The organism is Rhizorhabdus sp. P4_G6, assembly GCF_056401045.1.
This window is the reverse complement of the sequence record NZ_JBFUKC010000032.1, coordinates 1-18109: the sequence shown is the minus strand read 5'-3', so window position 1 is coordinate 18109 and position 18109 is coordinate 1. Positions and strand designations below refer to the sequence as shown.

The following is an 18109-nucleotide window of genomic DNA, read 5'->3' as shown; positions in this document are numbered from 1 at the left end:
CTGCAGGAACATCGCGATCTGGTCGATGCATGCATCAATCGCGATGCCGATCGCGCGATCGCCTTGCTCGACCATCACTACACCCAGACTTTCGAGGCGATTACAAAATCAGAGCCCAATCCGAAACTAAGTTGAGTGGTACTTCAACAATGCCGGCATCGCGGGCGCGCATGGGCCGCTCCACACCCACGACATGTCGCGCTACGACGATTATCTGCAGACCAATCACGCTGTAAGCTTCGGGCGAGATCCGTGCCACCGGCTGCCTGACCCGCTCGCGGAAGGTCGTTCGGGTAGATCTCAAGAAGCCGCCGACATTGTGTCCAGCGGGAGCGGCGCGTTCTTGCGTGTCAGAACTTGAGGTTTGATAGCTCGGGCGACGACGTCGGAGTAAAGTTCGACCCGACCATCGTCGACGAATAGGTTAAGTCCGCCCCACCGGCCGAGGATTTCAGCATCGCCGACGCGGAACTGCCGGCACGCGAACGAGATATGGTAAATTCCAGTGCGCAGGCTGAGGCTCAGCTGGCGGCACCCATCCTGACCGTGCCACGTTCCTTCGCCGCCTTCGCTCGATAGTCGCTCGGCGTCGTGGCGAACCAGCCGCCGAAGGCGCGCCGGAAAGCCGTGATATCGGAGAACCCGCACCGGTAGGCGATCTGGTCGATTGTCAGCTTCGAGCCGCAGAGGAGGCGCTCCGCCAGCTTCATACGGCATTCCTTCCGGATGGCATTGACGGTGGCATGCTCATGGGCGAGCCGCCGGCGCAGGGTCGGCGCACTCATCCCGAAGGATCGGGCGAGCTGATCCACCTTGGGTAGATCCTCATTCCAGCTAAGCGCAAGGTTCGTCGCCCTGCGTACCCGCTCGATCAAGCTTTCCTGATTGTAGGAAGGCGGGAACAGGTCGAAGGGAAAGTATTCGAACAGCTCGGTCAACTCCCCGAAGGTGCGCGACACGGGGCGATCGAGATAAGCTCGTGAAAATGCGATCGCGCTTTGCTTCTGCTCCAGCTTGGGTTCCTGCTGAAACAGTATGTTGAAAGCCGGCTGCGCAAGCGCCGCCGGAAAATCAAGGAACACATCGGACAAGCGGATTTCGTCGCGTATTAGCCAACTGAAGATCCGATGAAAAGATCCCAGCGCAAACATCATGACCAGAAGCGTCGGCAGATCCCGCACGGCATGACCAAGATCGAGCGTGAGGATTGCCTCATCCCCGACGATGGCGAGACGCATCGCGCCCCGGCCTTCGAGCATCATTTCTTCGAATTGGGAAGCGATCTGGATGGCGGTTCGCAAGTCCGGCGTTGCGATGAGTGACGTGCACAGCAAGTGGAAATAGCTGTAAGGTAGGGCGCGCAGATTTTCGCGCTCGCAGGCGTAATTGTGAAGGGCGACGACGCATTGGTCGGCGAGGGCGGCAAAGATTGGGCGTGGAATGGTGACTGGCCCGCCATCGCGGAGCGCTTGGGCGAGTTGATCGAGCCCGGCATTGGTCAGCACCACTTCGGTATTCAGCCGGGTCTGGCCCATGATATCGACAAGGGCTTTCGCCACCTGCAACGGAATCAAGTCCAGTTCGTTCGGCGGCTGATCGCCGCTTGATCGCGGCGGCCCRACCCGCATCGCCTCACCGGGCATTCGAGGCGAACGGGTGAACTTCTCCAACACGGGGCGACGATGTGTCGTCATGGCACCCCTTCCGGTACCAACGCCCAGAAATCGCGTTTGGGATCAGTGCCGTCCCAATGCTCGGCGATGTCGACGATCTTCTTATAGACGTGATCCAGGGGGCTCGGCAGCGCCAGTTGCAGCAGCAGGGCATCCGGCTTGCCTTCAGGCTCATAATAGGATTCGAAGGCGCTGCCATTGGCATCGACATATTCCATGTGCGGGACCAGCGTCAGCCCGCGCGCCGCCACCTCCTTGAGGGTCGCCTGGAAGTCGTCGCTCATATAAGCGACATGGTGCAGAGCGCCGGACGGATGAAGCCGGATGAAATCCGTAAAGGTCGATCGGGTGTCGTCGTCTTGCGTTACGATCTCCGTCAGCAGACCTGCAACAACGACGAAGGCCGCTGAAACACGGATGTTGATCATCTCGCCGCGATAACGCGCCCTCATCTCCGTTCCGCGGATGAAATGCGCTGGACCGAAACCCGAATCCAGCAGCCGGTCTACGGCTGTGTCCAGATCAGGTACGACATGGGCGACATGATAGGCTTCGGCATCCACGTAGAAGCTCATTTCACATCCTCTCGCAATGCTCATGGCCCGGAGCGGAAAATCCTCTCGCGAGGTTGCCCCCGATCATGCTCCGCCTTCGTACCCTGTCAACATCGGAACGGACGACCGCGGCGAAGTAGCAAGCGGCGAATTCCCACTTTTGCCTCGCTACAGGCGGTACGCAATGACATAGTCGCCTACCTGCGTTCCAATGCCCGCATGGCCGCCGGCGGCGATCACGACATATTGGCGGCGGGTCTTGGCGGAATAGTAGGTCATGGGGGTCGCCTGTCCGCCGGCGGGGAGGCGGCCACGCCACAGCTCTCGTCCAGTGACCGTATCGTAGGCCCTCAGATATCGATCCTGCGCCGCGGCTATGAAGAAGACCCCGCTGGACAACGCGACCGATCCGCCGGTGTTGAACACGCCAATGGGGAACGGCAGGCCGACCCGCATGCCCATTGGGCCTGTGTCGCTCGATGTGCCGAAGGCCTGATGCCAGATGATCTTGCGTGTCGCTAGATCAATGGCGGTAAGTCGGCCCCAGGGCGGTTGGATGCACGGGACGTCGAGCGGCGACAGGAACGGTACCGCCTGCGCGGCATAAGGAGTGCCGACCTGGGGAAGTCCAGCACTGGCCCCACTCTGCTTCTCCGGCGAGCCCCGACTGGCATCGGATGCCCTTTCCGAGTTCGGAGCGATGCTCAGGCCCATTTTGTCAGCCTTGGCCCGCGGGATGAGCGTCGTCTTAAAGGGCGTGTGGCTGCTGTTGACGATCAAAATCCCACGCTGCTTGTCGAGCGTGACTCCGCCCCAACTAATGATGCCGGCGCTGCCCGGATAGGAGATCGTGCCCTGCATGGAAGGTGGTGTCAGCGGCCCTTCATAACGCAGTTCGCGGAAGCGGATGCGGCACCAGAGCTGATCGAGCGGGGTCATGCCCCAAGCGGAGGCCTCACTGAGCGGCGGTGGAAGCAGGCTCGGCATGCCCGTGGAAAACGGCTGGGTCTTGGCGGTGAAGTCGCCGGGTACGGCGCCCTGCGGAACCGGCCTTTCCGCGACCGGAACGACTGGCCTGCCTGTGCGGCGGTCAAGCACGAACAGTTCGCCGCGCTTGGTCGGCTGGATCAGCGCGGGTACCGAGCCGTGGGCCGTCGGAAAATCGACCAGCGTTGGCTGCGCAGGAATGTCTTGGTCCCATAAATCGTGATGGATGGTCTGGAAACTCCACCGCAACTTTCCCGTCGCGACATCGAGCGCCACGAGGGCGCTGCCGAAGCGTTCCATCGATGGCGAGCGATGGCGGCCATAGAAATCGGGGGTGGCATTGCCGAGCGGCACATAGACCATACCGAGTTGTGGGTCGGCGGTCAGCGGGGCCCAGGCATTGGGCGTTCCACGCGCGAAATCGCCTCCGCCGGGCCTGTTCCTGTTAATTTCCGCTACTTCGCTGGCGCCCAGATCCCAGGCCCAGGCCAGCTTGCCGGTGACGGCGTCGAAGGCGCGAATGACGCCGGACGGTACGCCCACCTCGGCGCCGTCCATGACGAACGCGCCGACGATGATCTTGTCGCCGATGACCAGAGGGGCGGATGTCGTGAAATAATATCCTGGCCGCACCAGACCCAATCCATGCTTGAGGTCGATACGGCCATGCGCGCCGAACTGGGGGCAGGGCTGGCCGCTGGTAGCGTCAAGAGCCTGCAGCCCGCCGTTGGTGATGGGGGAGATGATGCGCTCGCGGCAGATCGCCCCCTCATCGCCGCCCTTGCCTGACGTCGCATAATAGGCAACGCCGCGGCATGCCTTGAGCGGCGACCAACCGTCGTCGACCTTGGGATCATATACCCACAGGCGGCGCCCGGTGGTGGCGTCGATGGCATGGACCTGGGTGTGTGCTGTGCAGATGAAGAGGCGATTGCCGATCTGCAGCGGTGTCGCCTCGAAGGTCCAGGCGATGCTTGCGTCCGCCGGGCCGGGGAAATCTCCGGTGCGATATACCCATGCACGCTCCAGGCGGCCGACATTGTCGCGGCCGATCTGTCCGAGAGCCGAAAAGCGGGCGGCACCGAGGTCGCCGGCGTAGGTCGTCCAGTCGGCTGCCGGTTGGTCAATTGAGGGGATCGCGCCGCCGTTCGGATTGGCCGGCCGCAAGGCCACCAACACCACGGCGGTTCCGAGCGCCACGCACAACAGCCAGCCACCCGTCATCTTCACCAACCCGAACCGGCGGAACAGCCAGGGCATGACCATTCCCATTCCCAGAATCAGCGGTGCGCCCAGGCGGGCGAAGAGCGGCCAGAATTGCGGGCCGGTCTCGGCCAGTGCCCACACCGCCGTGCCGAGCAGGAAGACCCCATAGAGGGCGTAGCCCGACGTCCTGCGCCGGAACAGCAGGATCGCGACCGCGAGCAAGATCGGGCCGGAAATAAGATAATAGGCCGACCCGCCAAGGAGCAGAAGCTTGCCGCCGCCCCACAGGAATAATGCGCCGACAATCAGGACGGCCGTCGCCGAGATAAATGGTTGCTGCGCTCTTTTCGGTGTGGCGTTGACGATCGGTTGTTTGGTCATGCCTTCGCCTATCGAAATTGGTTCCGCTCGATCACATCCTTTGCCGGCGATTGCGCGACATCCATCGTCTGTTGGGACGTCGCTTCCGCCTTGTGCAGGAAGATGCAGCGATGTCTGGCGCCTCGCCGACAATGCGCGAACCGGCAATGGTCCCGCATCTATGGCGGGATGAGCAAATAGAAGGCCTCCGTTCACAAGGATCGGAGGCCTTCTTATATGCCCTCACGCGAGATCAGAGCGGAAGTGGCTTAGAATTTGACGGATCCGGTCACGCCATATGTCCGCGGTTCACCCCAGCGACATTGGGCAAAACCAAGCGTGCTCAGATTGTCCGCGCACGAAACACGATAGACCTCTTTCGTAAGGTTTTGAACCCAGAACGCCAGAGAAACGCCAGATTCGAACAGTTCGTTGAACGAAAGCCTCGTATTGAGGACATCGAAGCCCGGAGTTGGATACACACCGACAGCCTGAATGCCCTTGGTCTTGGAACGGATCGCGTAGTTGGCGCTGAGCAATGTCTTTGCGAAGCTCTCCGGAATGAACGCCATTTTATAGGTCGCGGCCGCCGTAAACGTCTGGCGCGGCACCCCGGGAAACTCCGTGCCGGCCAGGTTCACGCCGCCCGCATAGTCGATCGGATTGGAGGCCGGTGACGAGGGATCGGCGAAGTCGTTGACCGGACGATTCGGGTCGCGCGGCTGTGGGATCACCGAACCCTTCCCGTAACGGCCAACCTGGTAGGAATAGCCGAAATCAAGCGTCAGATCGAGGATCGGCTTGATTGATCCATCGATTTCGACGCCCCTGATCCGCGCCTTGCCGACGTTGAAGATAATCAGATCGGTAAAGGTGCTGCTGCACGCGGCATTGGCGCAAAACTGTACGATATCCTGCGTCTGGATGTCCGTGTACTTGCCGGTGAAAGCCGCAATGTTCAGGCGGTAAGGAACGGTACCAATATAGCCCTGATGCTTCAGGCCCACTTCAAAATCGGTGAGGCGCTCCGACCCCCACATGGTGAAATCAAGGTTGGCCGTCGTCGGATTCGGTCCGCCTGCCTTGTAACCGCGACGGTTGGCGAGATAGACGAGGGTGTTCTGAGTCACCTGATATTCAAGCGAGGCTGTCCAGGTGAAGGCCTTGAAGGTTTTCTCGGCCCGGATCGCGCATTCATTGGCGTTGCTCACACTCGATCCGCTGAGGCCGGTGCCATTGCCATAATTGCAGACTGATCCTGGCGCTGCCTGCGACCAGACCTGGAAACTTGCGTTGTTGCCGTTCGCGAAAAAGTTGTGGCCCAGATATTTCTTGTTGTCCGAGGTATAACGTCCGCCAAGCGTCAGGCGCACGCCTTCAAGCCCGACCGTTGAGAAATCGTAAGTTCCCTGGCCAAAAATGGCCTTGGAAGAGACCTTGGTAAACTCATCGTCATAGCGGGGCCCGGCGCCAGTGAAATCGAAAGGTCCGGCCATGGCACTGGATACGTTTGAGAAGAATTTGTCCAGATGGCTGTAAAAACCCCCTACGATGAACTTCAAATCACGATACTCCCCAATGATCTGAAGCTCGTCCGTGAAGGTCTTGTCCCTCTGGTTGTAATTAGGTGTGAAGTCAATGAAATGGCCTGGAACGGTGATGTTTGGGAGACCGAAGAACGGTCCAAGATTGACCGTAAACCCACCAATGCCCGACGTATCCTGATGATCGAATGAACGCTCGTGGCGGTAGGATATGATGTTCCGGATCGTCAGATTATCGCTCAGTTCGAACGAGGTGTTGTTGGAGACGCCAAAAGATTTCACATAAGTTCCCAATGCCTGAAGCGGGTCATATGCGCCGCCGCTTGGAATTGTAGTGCCGATACCCGTCGGCGTTTCGATCCGATATGGGTTGCCCCTGCGGACAAGCAAGGCATTGGCGTTTCCCGCCGCGTCTGCGGTAAGAACCGGAACTCCTCCGCCCAGCGCGCTTTGCTGGGTCACACCCTGGGCGACCAGACCACCGAAGGGATGAAGGAGATTCGCCGCTTCGACCAGAGTCGGGGTCTGCAGTTCATCGCGATGCAGGAAGTCAAAAGTCGTCAGGCTTTCGAAGCGATCATCAGGCTTCACCAGCAACGTCAAGCGGGCGCTTTCACTATGGCGGTTATTAGCGTCCTTCCCGCCTGGAAAGGAGTTTTTGTAGACGCCGTCGCGCCGTTCGATATTTCCTGCAAAGCGGACCGCGACCTTGTCTTGGACCAACTGGGTATTGAAGATGCCCAGCGCGGTTTTCCGGTCATAATTGCCATATTCCAATTCGATCCGGCCCGAGGTTTCGAAGGCCGGACGCGTCGTGGCGAACACCATGGCGCCGCCCATCGAATTCTTGCCAAAGAGCGTACCTTGCGGCCCCTTCAACGCCTGTACGCTCTGCATGTCGTATAGGGTCAGTGCGCGCGTACCCTGCGGAACGCCATTGACATAGGCAACGACATTCTCATCGGTGTAAAATTGCTGGCGCTGACCGCGAAGGGAAAACTCTGCAATCGACGGGGTGATTTGATTTTGCCTGATCTGGAGATTGGGCACGCTGAACTGAAGATCGTTTACGCGATCGACGTTGCGCTGTTGCAGCGCCGCGCCAGCAATGGTCGTAACCGCGATGGGGACTTTTTGCTGATTTTCCTCGACCCGCCGTGCGGTGACAATGATTTCTTCAAGACCACCCTGGCCTTGCATCGAAGCGGGTCCAGTCGTTGGTGAAGGCCCCGCGGCATCAGACGATTTCTGCGCCAGCAAAGGCGCAGATACGAGCGCCAGCGCCGATCCACACAGATATAGCGATGATCGTTGCATATTGTCCTCCCTCGAAACCCGAAGCGCAGAAGGATTTCGGTGCTTTGCACACGTCGAAATGCTCCGGCTGGCCTTATGACCATTTGCGATCCAGTTATGGGATTGGCCTTGGCTTGGGGAGGGCATAATCGCTCAAAATGAGGGCGAAATCAGTCAGTGCCGAGCTATGTCAAACAGCAGAAGCGAAGGTTTTCCTGACCGGCCTCGAGGAGGCATGGATCCTCGCGCCTGCGCGCTCCTCGTCCCTTCGGATGAAGGATGGTTCAACGTGCGACGCCAGCAACTGCGACGATAATTGTTCCTCACCGGGGAGTTGCATATTTACGCCGACCAACGGGTTTTCGACCGACAAGCTCGACGCCCTTGTCGAGAATTTCGATCATAGCTTCGACTATCAAGCGTGATGCTGGCGGCGAGGCATGACCTGCGGTGCGTTTTACCACCGCAAGGCCGAGCGCCCCGGCTGAGCACCTGCGGGCGTTCCGGAGTGATCTCCACGCCGATGGTCATACCGGCTTCGGCCGCCTCTAGCGCAAGCGGCCGCTCACCGCCCTTGCCGCCTCAATGCTGCGGCGTGCCTCGGCCAGCAGCTGCGGGCTGGTAACCGGGATGCCTTGGGGCACTTCCACGCCGACGACGAGGTTCGCCGGCAATGCCTGCAAGAAGGCGGTGATCGGGAACTCTCCCGTTCCGGGGACCAGCCGGCTGCTGACCGCCTCATGCTCCCATCGGTCCCGCGGCAGCGTCCGTGGCCCGTCGCAGAGCTGCGCTGCGCCAAAGCGCAGCCCGTCGCGCTCGAGATCGGCAGGTGAGCCGCCAGTTCTCATCAAGTGGAGGATGTCGACCGAAACCGCCGCGTTTGCCGCCGCGGTCGCCTCCACGATCCCGCAGGCCTCCGAGAGCGTCGACACTTCTGCGAAGGCAACGAACTCGAGCGAAATCTGCAAATCATAGGGCTGCGCCATCTCGCAGAGCCGGCCGAACTGATCAGTGGCTCGGTCACGCTCCGGATCGCTGATCATTACGATACCGCGATCCACCCCGAGCCGTGCAGAGATTTCAATGAGCCGCTGGAAGCGCTCCGCGTCGAAGTTGCTGTCGATCAGAAAGCCTTCGGCCGCATGAATCCTGACCGGCTCGATTTAAGCCGGGCGACCATCTCGTCGGTGAGACCGGGACGCTCGAGGAAGGACGGCGCCGCTATCCTGTACGAGCCGGTATCGAGAATGAGGCTAATCAACTCGACTCCAAGCTTTTCGGCCGTATCGACAATCTGAGTCGGTGAAAGGCCAAGCACGGTCATGTGCTCCAGCGAGAGGCGTAGATCGTTCATTCGACTGCTCCCTTATCCGGCGTAGCGGCCTGATCTCGACGACATGTTGACGATCGAGCGGTTGCCGCGGGCCAGCATGTGGGGCACCGCGGAATTGGAGGCGACAAAGACGCCGCGCGGGTTTACCGCCCCGATGCGGTCCCAGCTCTCGATCGGCGTATCGAGCAACGTCATATCCTCCGATAGCACCGCCACCTCGTTGTTGACGAGGATGTTGGGCCCGCTCGACGCGCGCTTGTAATGGTCCGTTCGAACGAGGTTGCATGGCGTGTTTATGGGTAGCCGTTGACGAGACGCATCGTATGGGACGGCATGCGATTAGCGGTCCAGAGGCACTCGAAGCGGGGCTAGCGGCGTCTAAGTCTAGGAGGATGACCTGAAGTTCTGGCAGAATCTGAGTTGGATCGAGATCGACCAGCAGGTACATTGCGCGCGTCATGCCGAGGAACTCGGCTTTGACGGGGTGATGCATGGTGATCATTTCTGCTTCCCCGAAACCCTGCGTAGCCGATACCCGATGACGCCCGATGGCGCACCGCCGATGCCGAACGACTGGCCCTATCCTGATCTCTGGGTGACAATGGCGGCGCAGGCGGCGGTAACCAGTCGGCTGCGTTTGGTGGCCGGCATCTACACGATGGCCACGCGCCACCCGATCGTAACCGCCAAGGCGACGGGTACGCTCGCTCTACTCTCCGGGAACCGCGCGATAATCGGTGTCGCGCCGGGCTGGATGCGGGAGGAGTTCGACGCAGCCGGCGTGCCCTTTGAGCGGCGCGGTGAGCGCCTCGACGAAGCGATCGAGGTGACCCGCAAATTGTGGCGGGGCGGCAGTGTCGAGCATCGCGGCGAATTCTACGCATTCGATGCGATCCGGATCGATCCGATGCCCGGCTACAACCCGCCCATTTATATAGGGGGATCGAGCGAAGTCGCGTGGCGACGTGCGGCTCGGCTCGGCGATGGTTGGATCGGTGGGGGCAACCTGCCGGAGGAGATCCCTGCGATCATCACCCGGTTGCGCCTCCTTCGCGAAGAGGCCGGGCGAGCCCAGCTACCATTCGAGACGATGTTCCCGCTGACGCGCGTTGCCACAGTCGACGAGCTCAAGCGTCTGCATGAGCAGGGAATGGATGCAACCGTGACTTTCCCCTTCGTAATGGAGCTCGGTCTCCACTCGTCGCTCGACGACAAAAAGCGGGTCATGGACAGGTTTGCGAAGGAATATCTGCGGGCTTTTGCTCACGGTGGTAGCTGAACGGCGACCGGATGATGATTGATTTCCGTAGCCTGATCGCGCCGCACGCGCCTTGACGGCCGATCGATACCATTTAACATCGATCGGCTGCCGACGAGCAGGTCGAGTGTCACGGCCGCGGCGAAGGCGCATTCGATCGGACAGAAGAGCACGATGGGAGAGGGCTTGCGATCATGGGCGTGACCACGGAAGATTCTCGGATCCGGATCGATTTCGACCAGCATTCGCCCGAACATGCGGCGCACGCCGCCACCCATTTTCGTGCCGCGCGCGACCTGAGCCCCGTCGCCTGGTCGAGCCATCATGGCGGCTTTTGGCTGATTTCCGGATATAAGGAGGTCTTCACGGCGCTCCGTGACCCGAAGACTTTCTCATCGGGCCGCTTCCACGATGCGTCCGGCAAGCTCGATGGCGGGATCGGCATCCCGCCCTTGCCCTTCCCCCTTTACCCCACTGAGCTGGACCTGCCCGATTGGGAAGGCCCGCGCATGCTGCTCAACCGCGCGCTCGGGCCGAAGGCCGTGCTCGCCTATCAGCAGCGCGCGCGCGAGTTCACCTCGCTCCTGATCGATCGCCATATCGCCTCTGGCGAGATGGATCTCGTGCTCCACCTGGCGAATCCGCTTCCAGCGCTCATGACGATGCAACTGGTCGGGCTACCGCTCGATCATTGGGCGCAATTCGCGACACCGTTTCACGACTATCCGTCCAGCCGGCCGGGCACTGCCGAGCTCGATCGGGCGGTAGAGGGTATTGGATGGATCCAAGGCCAGCTCGGCGACCTGGTTCGACAGCGGCGAGAGAATCCGCTCGACGATCTCGCCTCCAGCATCGTTACCGCCCTGAAGCCGGACGGAAGCCGATATACCGATGAGGAGGCCGTGGAGCTTCTTGTCCAAGTCGTCGCTGGCGGCGTTGACACCACGACGTCCCTAACGGCGAACGCTTTCTGGCATCTCCACGTTGCTCGCGCCGACCGGAAGCGGCTGATCGACGACCCGTCGCTTTTCGCCTCGGCCACCGAGGAATTCCTGCGCTTCTACACACCCGTGCAAAATCAGGGGCGGACCGTGACGCGCGGAAATGCGCTGGCCGGGCAGACGATCGCCGCGGGCGAGCGCGTGCTCATCTCGCTCGCATCGGCCAATCGCGACGACGGGGAGTTCGAGGACGCCGATCGCTTCGTGATCGATCGGACGCGCAACCTCCATGTCGCCTTCGGCCTCGGCATGCACCGCTGCGTCGGGTCGCATTTCGCGCGCATGCTGTTCGAGATCATGTTGTTCGCGGTGCTCGACCGCATTCCGGACTATGAGGTGATCGAGGACGGCGCCGAACGCTATCATACGATTGCGGCGGTCAATGGCTGGGCCAGGATCCCGGTGCGCTTCACGCCCGGTCCGGTGCTCGGCGCCGGACGAACGCTACCCAGCTAGCCTCGAAGTCGAAAACGCCGAGGCCCGCGAACGTCATCCGGACCATGTGGTCGATTTCGACATCTACAATATCGCGCCAAACCAGGAGAGACGCCCGGGCCAGGCGCGTAGGCGCCAGCCGTAGCTCCGGTGCACTATAGGGCAGCGCCATGCCAATGGTGGGTGGTGCTCGATCGCCAACCAGTCGCACTAATCGACCGTGATCGAGATATCTGCAGGCTGCGGTCGAGTTCTACAAGGGCGTCGACGCAGGGTTCCTGGCCGATCTGGTGGGCGCGCTCGAGCGGCGGGCGGCCACCTGAAGCGACCGCCGCTGTCCGATCAGGCCGACGGCACCTCCCAGCTCAGCGAGAGCTTGCGCATACTGTTCACCATTCCGCGCTCGACCACCGGCGCTACGCCTTCGGTGATGCGGAAATCGGGGATGCGCTTCAACCACTCCTCGATGAAGACACGCATTTCGAGCCGCGCGAGCAGCGCGCCGATGCAACGATGCGTGCCTTGGCCGAACGCGGCGTGGCGCACGTCCTTGCGCTGGAAGTTCACCACTGTGGGATCGGGGAAGCGGCGCGGATCCTGGCCGTGGAACATCGACTGGACAAGGACGCGGTCATCCTTCTTGAATGTCAGCCCCTTGTAGACGGTGTCCTCGGTGACCACCCGGGCCGTCCCCGTTGCGCCGTAATAGCGCATGAGTTCATCGATCGCCTTGGGTACCATCGACGGGTTCTCGGTCAGTTGCCGACGGTGATCGGGATGCCGCGCCAGGAAGCCGGCCATGAAACCCATTGTCGACATGACGGTGTCGAGCCCCCCAAGCAGGGCGTTCATGTTCATGCTGTGGCGTTCGCTATAGGTCATGTCGCGATCGAACACACGGCCGCGCATGACCTGCGAGATCACGTCCCCTGCGTCGCTGTCGGCGCGCTCCGCCATCAGCTTTTCGAGATAGGTGGCCATGCTGCCATAGCCCCACTGCCGGTTCTCGAAGCTGGTCGGGTGAACCGCGGCGTCAGACCATGCGAGCAGGTCCGCCCTGTCTTCATCCGGAAGGTCGGCCATCCGCATGAATATCACGATCGGCAGGATCGCGGCGAATTCAGTCACGAACTCGCATTGTCCACGGCCGATGAAGCCTTCGATGAGGCTGATCGCCAGATCGCGGACTTGCGTCTCGAGCTTCATGATCTCGGCGGGGGCGAATGCCGGCTGGAGCACCGCCCGATAGGCCAGATGCTCCGGGTCGTCGGTCTCTAGTGGAATGTTCAGAACCGGCGTCGTCCCCTTGGGCAGGCTGATCTCTCGCATCGAGAATAGAGCGCCGTTGCGTTGCGCGACGTCGATATCCTCTGCGCGGACCAGCACCCAGTGTCCACTGTTGCGCGGTGTCCAAAAGATGTCGGGACCCGCATGCAGTCGCTGTGCGATCTCCACCTGAATGTCACCGGTGACCTCGGACGGCGCCTCGTAAAGATCATAATCGTAGACCACGTCATCAGGGACGTGATCGGGCTTGGGGCTGAGCACTACCGGCGCGTTCATGGTGGAACTCCTGTGCTGGGGCAGACCGGAATGGTGTCATACCGGTTGGTCCGCCCGTCTAGTCGTGAATAGGCGTCGAAACGTAACCCCGCCAGGATCCAGCTTAAACATTGGTTTGCTCAATAAAAGAAAGTTTTTGTGGAGGGAAAGGCGATCGGCGCCGTTCGGACTCTGGGGAGCCTGATTACCAAGCAGTCGCAGTTGGTTACGCCGCGAATGGAGGGGCTCCCTCCACAGATATAGAAAAACCGCTCTAAATGCCAAAACGGGCACCCCGAGGTCAAGCGCATCTCGTCCGCCTCATTCTCACGAGCGCGGTGGTGATCGCATAGTCCTTTACGTCAATGTGCTCCACATCGATCAAAAAGCCAGCCATATTGCCATATGGCAACTGCATGATGAATGCTTTTGTATAGAGATCGGATCGAAGAATGCGGAGTGATCATGCCCGCCCGCCGATCATGGGATGAGGAAAGCTGAATGCGCGCGGTGATGTTTCGTGGTCCCGACAAGCCGATAGCTCTGGAAACCGTTCCCGATCCCACGCCGGGCCCGGGCGAGCTGATCTTGAAGGTCGGGCGTTGCGGCATCTGCGGATCGGATGTTCGCCTGACAGAGCAGCACGGATGGTATCTGATCGATACCGCGTTGGGTCATGAATATGCCGGCGAAGTCGTAGCGATGGGCGCGGGCGTGGATGACTACAAGATAGGCGACATCGTTACGGGCATGCCCTCGGCGGGATGCGGCCAGTGCAGGCCCTGCGTCGAAGGTCTGCCGCTATTCTGCAAGCATCCGGAGAAGATGATCAACTGCACCGGCGCTTTCGCTGAATATGTGCGGACTGTCGGCCGCACCTCGGTGAAGCTGCCGTCGTCGCTGTCAATGGCGGATGGCGCACTGGTCGAGCCGCTGGCCGTCGGCCTGCACGGCGTCGCGCTGGCGAAGATGCCGCCGGGTGCGCGCGTGCTGGTGACGGGCGCGGGCGGCATCGGCCTGGCCGCAGCCTACTGGGCGCGCAAGCTCGGCGCCGGGAAGATGGCGGTCATCGCGCGTTCGCGCAAGAAAGAGCAGGAAGCCCTGCATATCGGCGCTGACGCCTTCATCCTGACAGGCGAGAATGAAGTGGAGGAGGTCAAAGCGGCGCTCGGCGGCCAGCCGGACGTGGTGTTTGAATGCATCGGCGTGCAAGGCGGCCTGGCACAGGCGATCAATCATGTCCGCACGGATGGCACCGTCATATCGCTGGGCTTCTGCACCAAGCCCGACCCGGTGCTTCCTGCACTGGCGACGTGGAAGCAGGTCCATCTGATCTTCTCGATGGCCTATTCGCTCGGCGAGTTCCAGGCGACGGCCGACATGCTCGATCGCGGCCATCTGGAGCCGCGCGCGTGGGTGGGCGATCCGATCCCGCTCGTCGCTGTGCCCGACAAGATCATGAGCATGCGCGCGAATGGATCCACCGAAGTCAAGGTTCAGGTCGATCCCTGGTTGTGAAGAACTGCTGGCGGCTGAAAGCCACCACCATGATTATGTGCAAGGGACAGCTCCAGCGCATCTAACGAGGATGAGGCCATGAAAAATGCAGGCTGACCTGACCCCATTTGACCTCGAGGCAACGGTCGAACAACTCCATCGCGAAGCGATGGCGCACACCGGGCTGAGCAATTTCGGACCCCGCGATTACCGCGAGCCTTTCGCCATGCTGGCAGCGCATTTGGCCTCGCCGGAATTGTCCGATGTGGGCCGCGCCATGTATCACGGAGATCTTGTTACGGCGCTGTGCGGCCGGCTTATCCGCGAGGACGAGTGGAAGAAGCACCCCGAATACAAACAGCGCAGCATTCCCGCGCCGCTGGTGATCTGCGGCGTGCCGCGCACCGGCACTACGGCGCTGCACAAACTGCTTTCGGTCGATCCGCAGTTCCAGGGTCTCGACAACTGGCTGACCTCGTGGCCAAAACCGCGTCCGCCGCGCGCAGACTGGAACGACGAGCAGGGCTATCAGGAAGCGCGGGCACGGCTGGACAAGTTCTTCGAACTGATCCCCGAGATGCGCATCTCGCATGAGATGGTCGCCGATGAGGTCGATGAGTGCCTTGAAGTTTTGCGACTCGATTTCGTCGCGAACCGTTCGCCCTCGTCATATGACCTGCCCGAATACGACGCCTGGTATCAGGCGCAGGACGAGCGCGGAGTCTATCGCCGGCTGGCAGACACGATCCGGCTGATCGGTCTCAACGACGATCGCACCTGGCTTCTCAAGAACCCCGGTCACTTTGCTCAGATCGAGGCGCTGCTCGACGCCTTCCCCGACGCGCGCGTGATCATTACGCATCGCGATCCCATGAAGTCGCTGCCGTCGCTCTGCAGCGTATTGGCGGGCGTGCGGCGTATGACATATGCCGATCCCGACCTGACCAGGCTGGGTCCGCGAGAGGTGGCTTATTGGGGCAAGGCGAAGCAGAAGACAGAGGCCTTCCGCAAGCAGCACTCGAGCGACCAGTTCCTCGATGTCGATCATCGCGACCTTCATCGCGATCCGATGGACGTCGTGCGCCGCATCTACGATCACTTCGGGCTCGAACTGACCGACGAGACGGCGCGTGCGATGGAGGACTGGCTCGCCGCCAACCCCGCCGGCAAGCACGGCGAACATCGCTATGAACTCGCGGACTACGGGATCACCGAGAAGGACATACGCGACGCAATGGACAAGGCATGATCATGGCCAGCACCGCAATCCGTCCCGCTACCGCCGTGCCTCTCGCCGGATCGAGCTGATCGAGGGCAAGGGGCTGGGACTTGAGCTATACACTGACGGGATGATCGACGGCCGCGACATCCGCCAGCACCTTTGGCTATTTTATCTCTAGCGACGAGGAATGGCCCGAGCTGGAAGCAAGGCTGAAGGACGAAGGCAGGCCCTAGGTCCTCGCGGGCGAGGGCGAGACTATCGCCTCGCCTGGATCGACGTTGCTCGGAAAATTGGCGCGAGCGGTCAGCAGGAAAGCGACTCGATGACCGGCTGAAGCGATCGTGCCGCATCCTCGTGCATTTCGGCCGACGGATAATAGAGGTTCCGGCCGGCTTGGATGACGCGATATTCGATGCCCTTATCTTCATAATCCGCTGGATTGATCGGCCGACCGGTGGTCAGGCTGATCAGCGGCGCGCCCATGCCGCGGTCGCCGGTGTAGGACGCCCGCGCCGCGCACATCTCGGCTGCGCGATCCGCCGTCGTCCGGTCGATTAGTTGCGGAAATTCGCCGTAGATCATGCTGACCAATTCTCCGGTCGGGCGATGGCCTAAGCCGGCGTGGATCGCTTCCCAGTCGATCGCAAGATCCGGCTCTCGACGCGAGAACCAGAAGAAAACGACCGGCACGGTGAGCACCGAGACAAGCTTTCGGGTGGTTTCAAGCCAGCTTTCTCGGCTTTCCTGAAGATAGCGCGGGGCCTCGTCAGGCTCTTCGTCAAGGATGCGGGTCCACGCAGTTACCGAGTCCACGATATCACCGTGCCGCATATCATTCAGATATTCGATATAGCCTTCAGCGCGGAAACGGCTGTTCGACTCGTGCCTTGCGGACATGCACTGGAGGATCACGAACCGTCCCCGGTTCATGGCCGTGATGAGTTCGGGATATTGCAGGACAAACCCCGGACCCGCGCCACCCACAGAGAGGTTCAGGGCGTCGAGACCGTTGGCTTCGGCAAGAATATCGGGAAAGGGCCGGCTGATGAACCGGCCGAACGTCTGAGCCGCGCCCAAGCAACTGAAAAATGATCCTTGCGGGGCGTGCAGGGGATCGATTGCCGGACCGCGAAAGGCGACCGGACAACCCGGCACCACGAACTGGCGGTAATCCGCGATGTCAATGTCGCAATCCTGATAGTCGGGATGCCATTGCTTCACTGCCTTAGCCCCTCTCCAGTTCGACCTGGAAACGTTCCACATAGTCTCCGAACATCCGGTCAACCATGGCAACATCCAAGCCATAATCATCCAGTCGATATCTGTGCGCGCCGGCCTGGCTTCGGGCGCGGTCGTGGCGCGCTAGCTCCTCGCGCATCTCGCGATCGACCTGCTCCGATAATTCCAGTCCTTCAAAGCGATAGAGTTCGCGGATCATGGCCATCGGATCGCGAACGAAATTCGCGTAATGCATGTCGAAAAATGGGAGATCCGGATGCCGATCGCGCGCCGCGATCATCCGGGTCGCGCTCTTGGCCAGGATCTGCGAAACCTGATGCCCGATCATCGCACGATCAACCGAGCTGTTCGCCACCGACAGGGGGTGCTCGTTCAGGCTGCACGTCGAACCTACCGGCTTGATCGGATCGCGATGCGTATAGACGATACGGGCGTCGGGGTAGGTGGCGAGGATCTCCTCGATCGCCAGCGCGTGCGATGGGAATTTGATCGTCCAACTGCCCGGCGCGGCGCTCTGCAACACTCCCAGATACCGCCGGTGATAAGCATAGGCTGCGGCCAGGTCGGCGTCGTTCATCCACCATTCAAAGTAGTCCGGCACCTGAGCCCGGACAAGCCAGCTAAACGACTTGAAGTCCTGGCCCAATATCCAATGGCATTCGGTAGGTTCATCGCCGCGTTCCACGTGATGATTAAGCGGAATTATTCCGTCAGCAATCAACCTATCGACTTCCGCTACGCGAAGGGCGATGCGCGGATCGTCGTGGATATGGCTGGCCGATACAGGTGGAGTCTCGCGATTCCCCTCCCAGTTCCAGTGAATACGGCGCTGGGGATCGAAGCGGAGCAGATTTACCAGCAGCGTCGTCCCCGCGCGCGGCATGCCCAGAATAATCAGCGGGCGGGTGATCGGCGTCGCTGCAATTTCCGGGTGGCTGTCATACCAATTCTCGACACGGAAG

At 61.0% G+C, this 18109-nt stretch carries 14 protein-coding genes and 1 pseudogene; 4 read left to right on the top strand and 11 right to left on the bottom strand.

Annotated elements, in window-relative coordinates; all coding sequences use genetic code 11:
- Positions 1-336: 336 nt before the first annotated feature.
- The 8 genes and pseudogenes from AC1DPF_RS18065 to AC1DPF_RS18030 all read right to left on the bottom strand — a co-directional run.
- A pseudogene (locus AC1DPF_RS18065) lies at positions 337-447 on the bottom strand (IS66 family transposase); the annotation flags it as partial.
- 74 nt (positions 448-521) lie between these two features.
- A complete protein-coding gene (locus AC1DPF_RS18060; protein ID WP_477962743.1) occupies positions 522-1673 on the bottom strand; it encodes a helix-turn-helix transcriptional regulator in 1152 nt (383 codons plus the stop codon).
- A 17-nt stretch (positions 1674-1690) separates the two neighbouring features.
- A complete protein-coding gene (locus tag AC1DPF_RS18055) occupies positions 1691-2248 on the bottom strand; it encodes a VOC family protein (protein ID WP_477873371.1) in 558 nt (185 codons plus the stop codon).
- Positions 2249-2395: 147 nt separating this feature from the next.
- The gene (locus tag AC1DPF_RS18050; RefSeq protein WP_477962741.1) at positions 2396-4801 is read right to left on the bottom strand and encodes a membrane-bound PQQ-dependent dehydrogenase, glucose/quinate/shikimate family; all 2406 of its coding nucleotides are present in this window, start codon (positions 4799-4801) and stop codon (positions 2396-2398) included.
- Between the two features lie 248 nt (positions 4802-5049).
- Complete coding sequence (locus tag AC1DPF_RS18045) at positions 5050-7641, bottom strand: TonB-dependent receptor (RefSeq protein WP_477962739.1); 2592 nt, start codon at positions 7639-7641, stop codon at positions 5050-5052.
- Between the two features lie 527 nt (positions 7642-8168).
- Positions 8169-8744 carry a sugar phosphate isomerase/epimerase family protein gene (locus tag AC1DPF_RS18040; protein ID WP_477962745.1) on the bottom strand — a complete coding sequence of 192 codons (576 nt, stop codon included), beginning with the start codon at positions 8742-8744 and terminating at the stop codon, positions 8169-8171.
- Positions 8744-8974, bottom strand: coding sequence for a hypothetical protein (locus AC1DPF_RS18035; protein ID WP_477962737.1), 231 nt, complete (start codon positions 8972-8974; stop codon positions 8744-8746). Before AC1DPF_RS18035 ends, AC1DPF_RS18040 begins: the two co-directional genes overlap by 1 nt.
- A 12-nt stretch (positions 8975-8986) precedes the next feature.
- On the bottom strand, positions 8987-9187 hold the full coding sequence (locus AC1DPF_RS18030) for an SDR family NAD(P)-dependent oxidoreductase (protein WP_477873378.1): 201 nt from the start codon (positions 9185-9187) through the stop codon (positions 8987-8989).
- A gap of 163 nt (positions 9188-9350) precedes the next feature.
- Here AC1DPF_RS18030 and AC1DPF_RS18025 point away from each other — a divergent pair, with 163 nt between their 5' ends.
- Both AC1DPF_RS18025 and AC1DPF_RS18020 read left to right on the top strand, forming a co-directional pair.
- Positions 9351-10232, top strand: a complete 882-nt coding sequence (locus AC1DPF_RS18025; protein ID WP_477873376.1) for a TIGR03619 family F420-dependent LLM class oxidoreductase — start codon at positions 9351-9353, stop codon at positions 10230-10232.
- Between the two features lie 173 nt (positions 10233-10405).
- Positions 10406-11668 carry a cytochrome P450 gene (locus AC1DPF_RS18020; protein ID WP_477962735.1) on the top strand — a complete coding sequence of 421 codons (1263 nt, stop codon included), beginning with the start codon at positions 10406-10408 and terminating at the stop codon, positions 11666-11668.
- 321 nt (positions 11669-11989) lie between these two features.
- Here the strand turns inward: AC1DPF_RS18020 and AC1DPF_RS18015 are convergent, their stop codons facing one another.
- Positions 11990-13210 (bottom strand): cytochrome P450, encoded by a 1221-nt coding sequence (locus AC1DPF_RS18015; RefSeq protein WP_477873362.1) that lies wholly within the window; start codon positions 13208-13210, stop codon positions 11990-11992.
- Positions 13211-13690: 480 nt separating this feature from the next.
- On the opposite strand from AC1DPF_RS18015, the gene AC1DPF_RS18010 reads away from it, so the two are divergent.
- Both AC1DPF_RS18010 and AC1DPF_RS18005 read left to right on the top strand, forming a co-directional pair.
- Positions 13691-14707, top strand: a complete 1017-nt coding sequence (locus AC1DPF_RS18010) for a zinc-binding dehydrogenase (protein WP_477873360.1) — start codon at positions 13691-13693, stop codon at positions 14705-14707.
- Positions 14708-14792: 85 nt separating this feature from the next.
- Positions 14793-15935 (top strand): sulfotransferase family protein, encoded by a 1143-nt coding sequence (locus tag AC1DPF_RS18005; protein ID WP_477873358.1) that lies wholly within the window; start codon positions 14793-14795, stop codon positions 15933-15935.
- 276 nt (positions 15936-16211) lie between these two features.
- Here the strand turns inward: AC1DPF_RS18005 and AC1DPF_RS18000 are convergent, their stop codons facing one another.
- Positions 16212-17171 (bottom strand): DUF6473 family protein, encoded by a 960-nt coding sequence (locus tag AC1DPF_RS18000; RefSeq protein WP_477962733.1) that lies wholly within the window; start codon positions 17169-17171, stop codon positions 16212-16214.
- A partial coding sequence (locus tag AC1DPF_RS17995) for a sulfotransferase family protein (RefSeq protein ID WP_477962731.1) occupies positions 17134-18109 on the bottom strand: 976 nt, incomplete at its 5' end. The genes AC1DPF_RS18000 and AC1DPF_RS17995, both read right to left, overlap by 38 nt.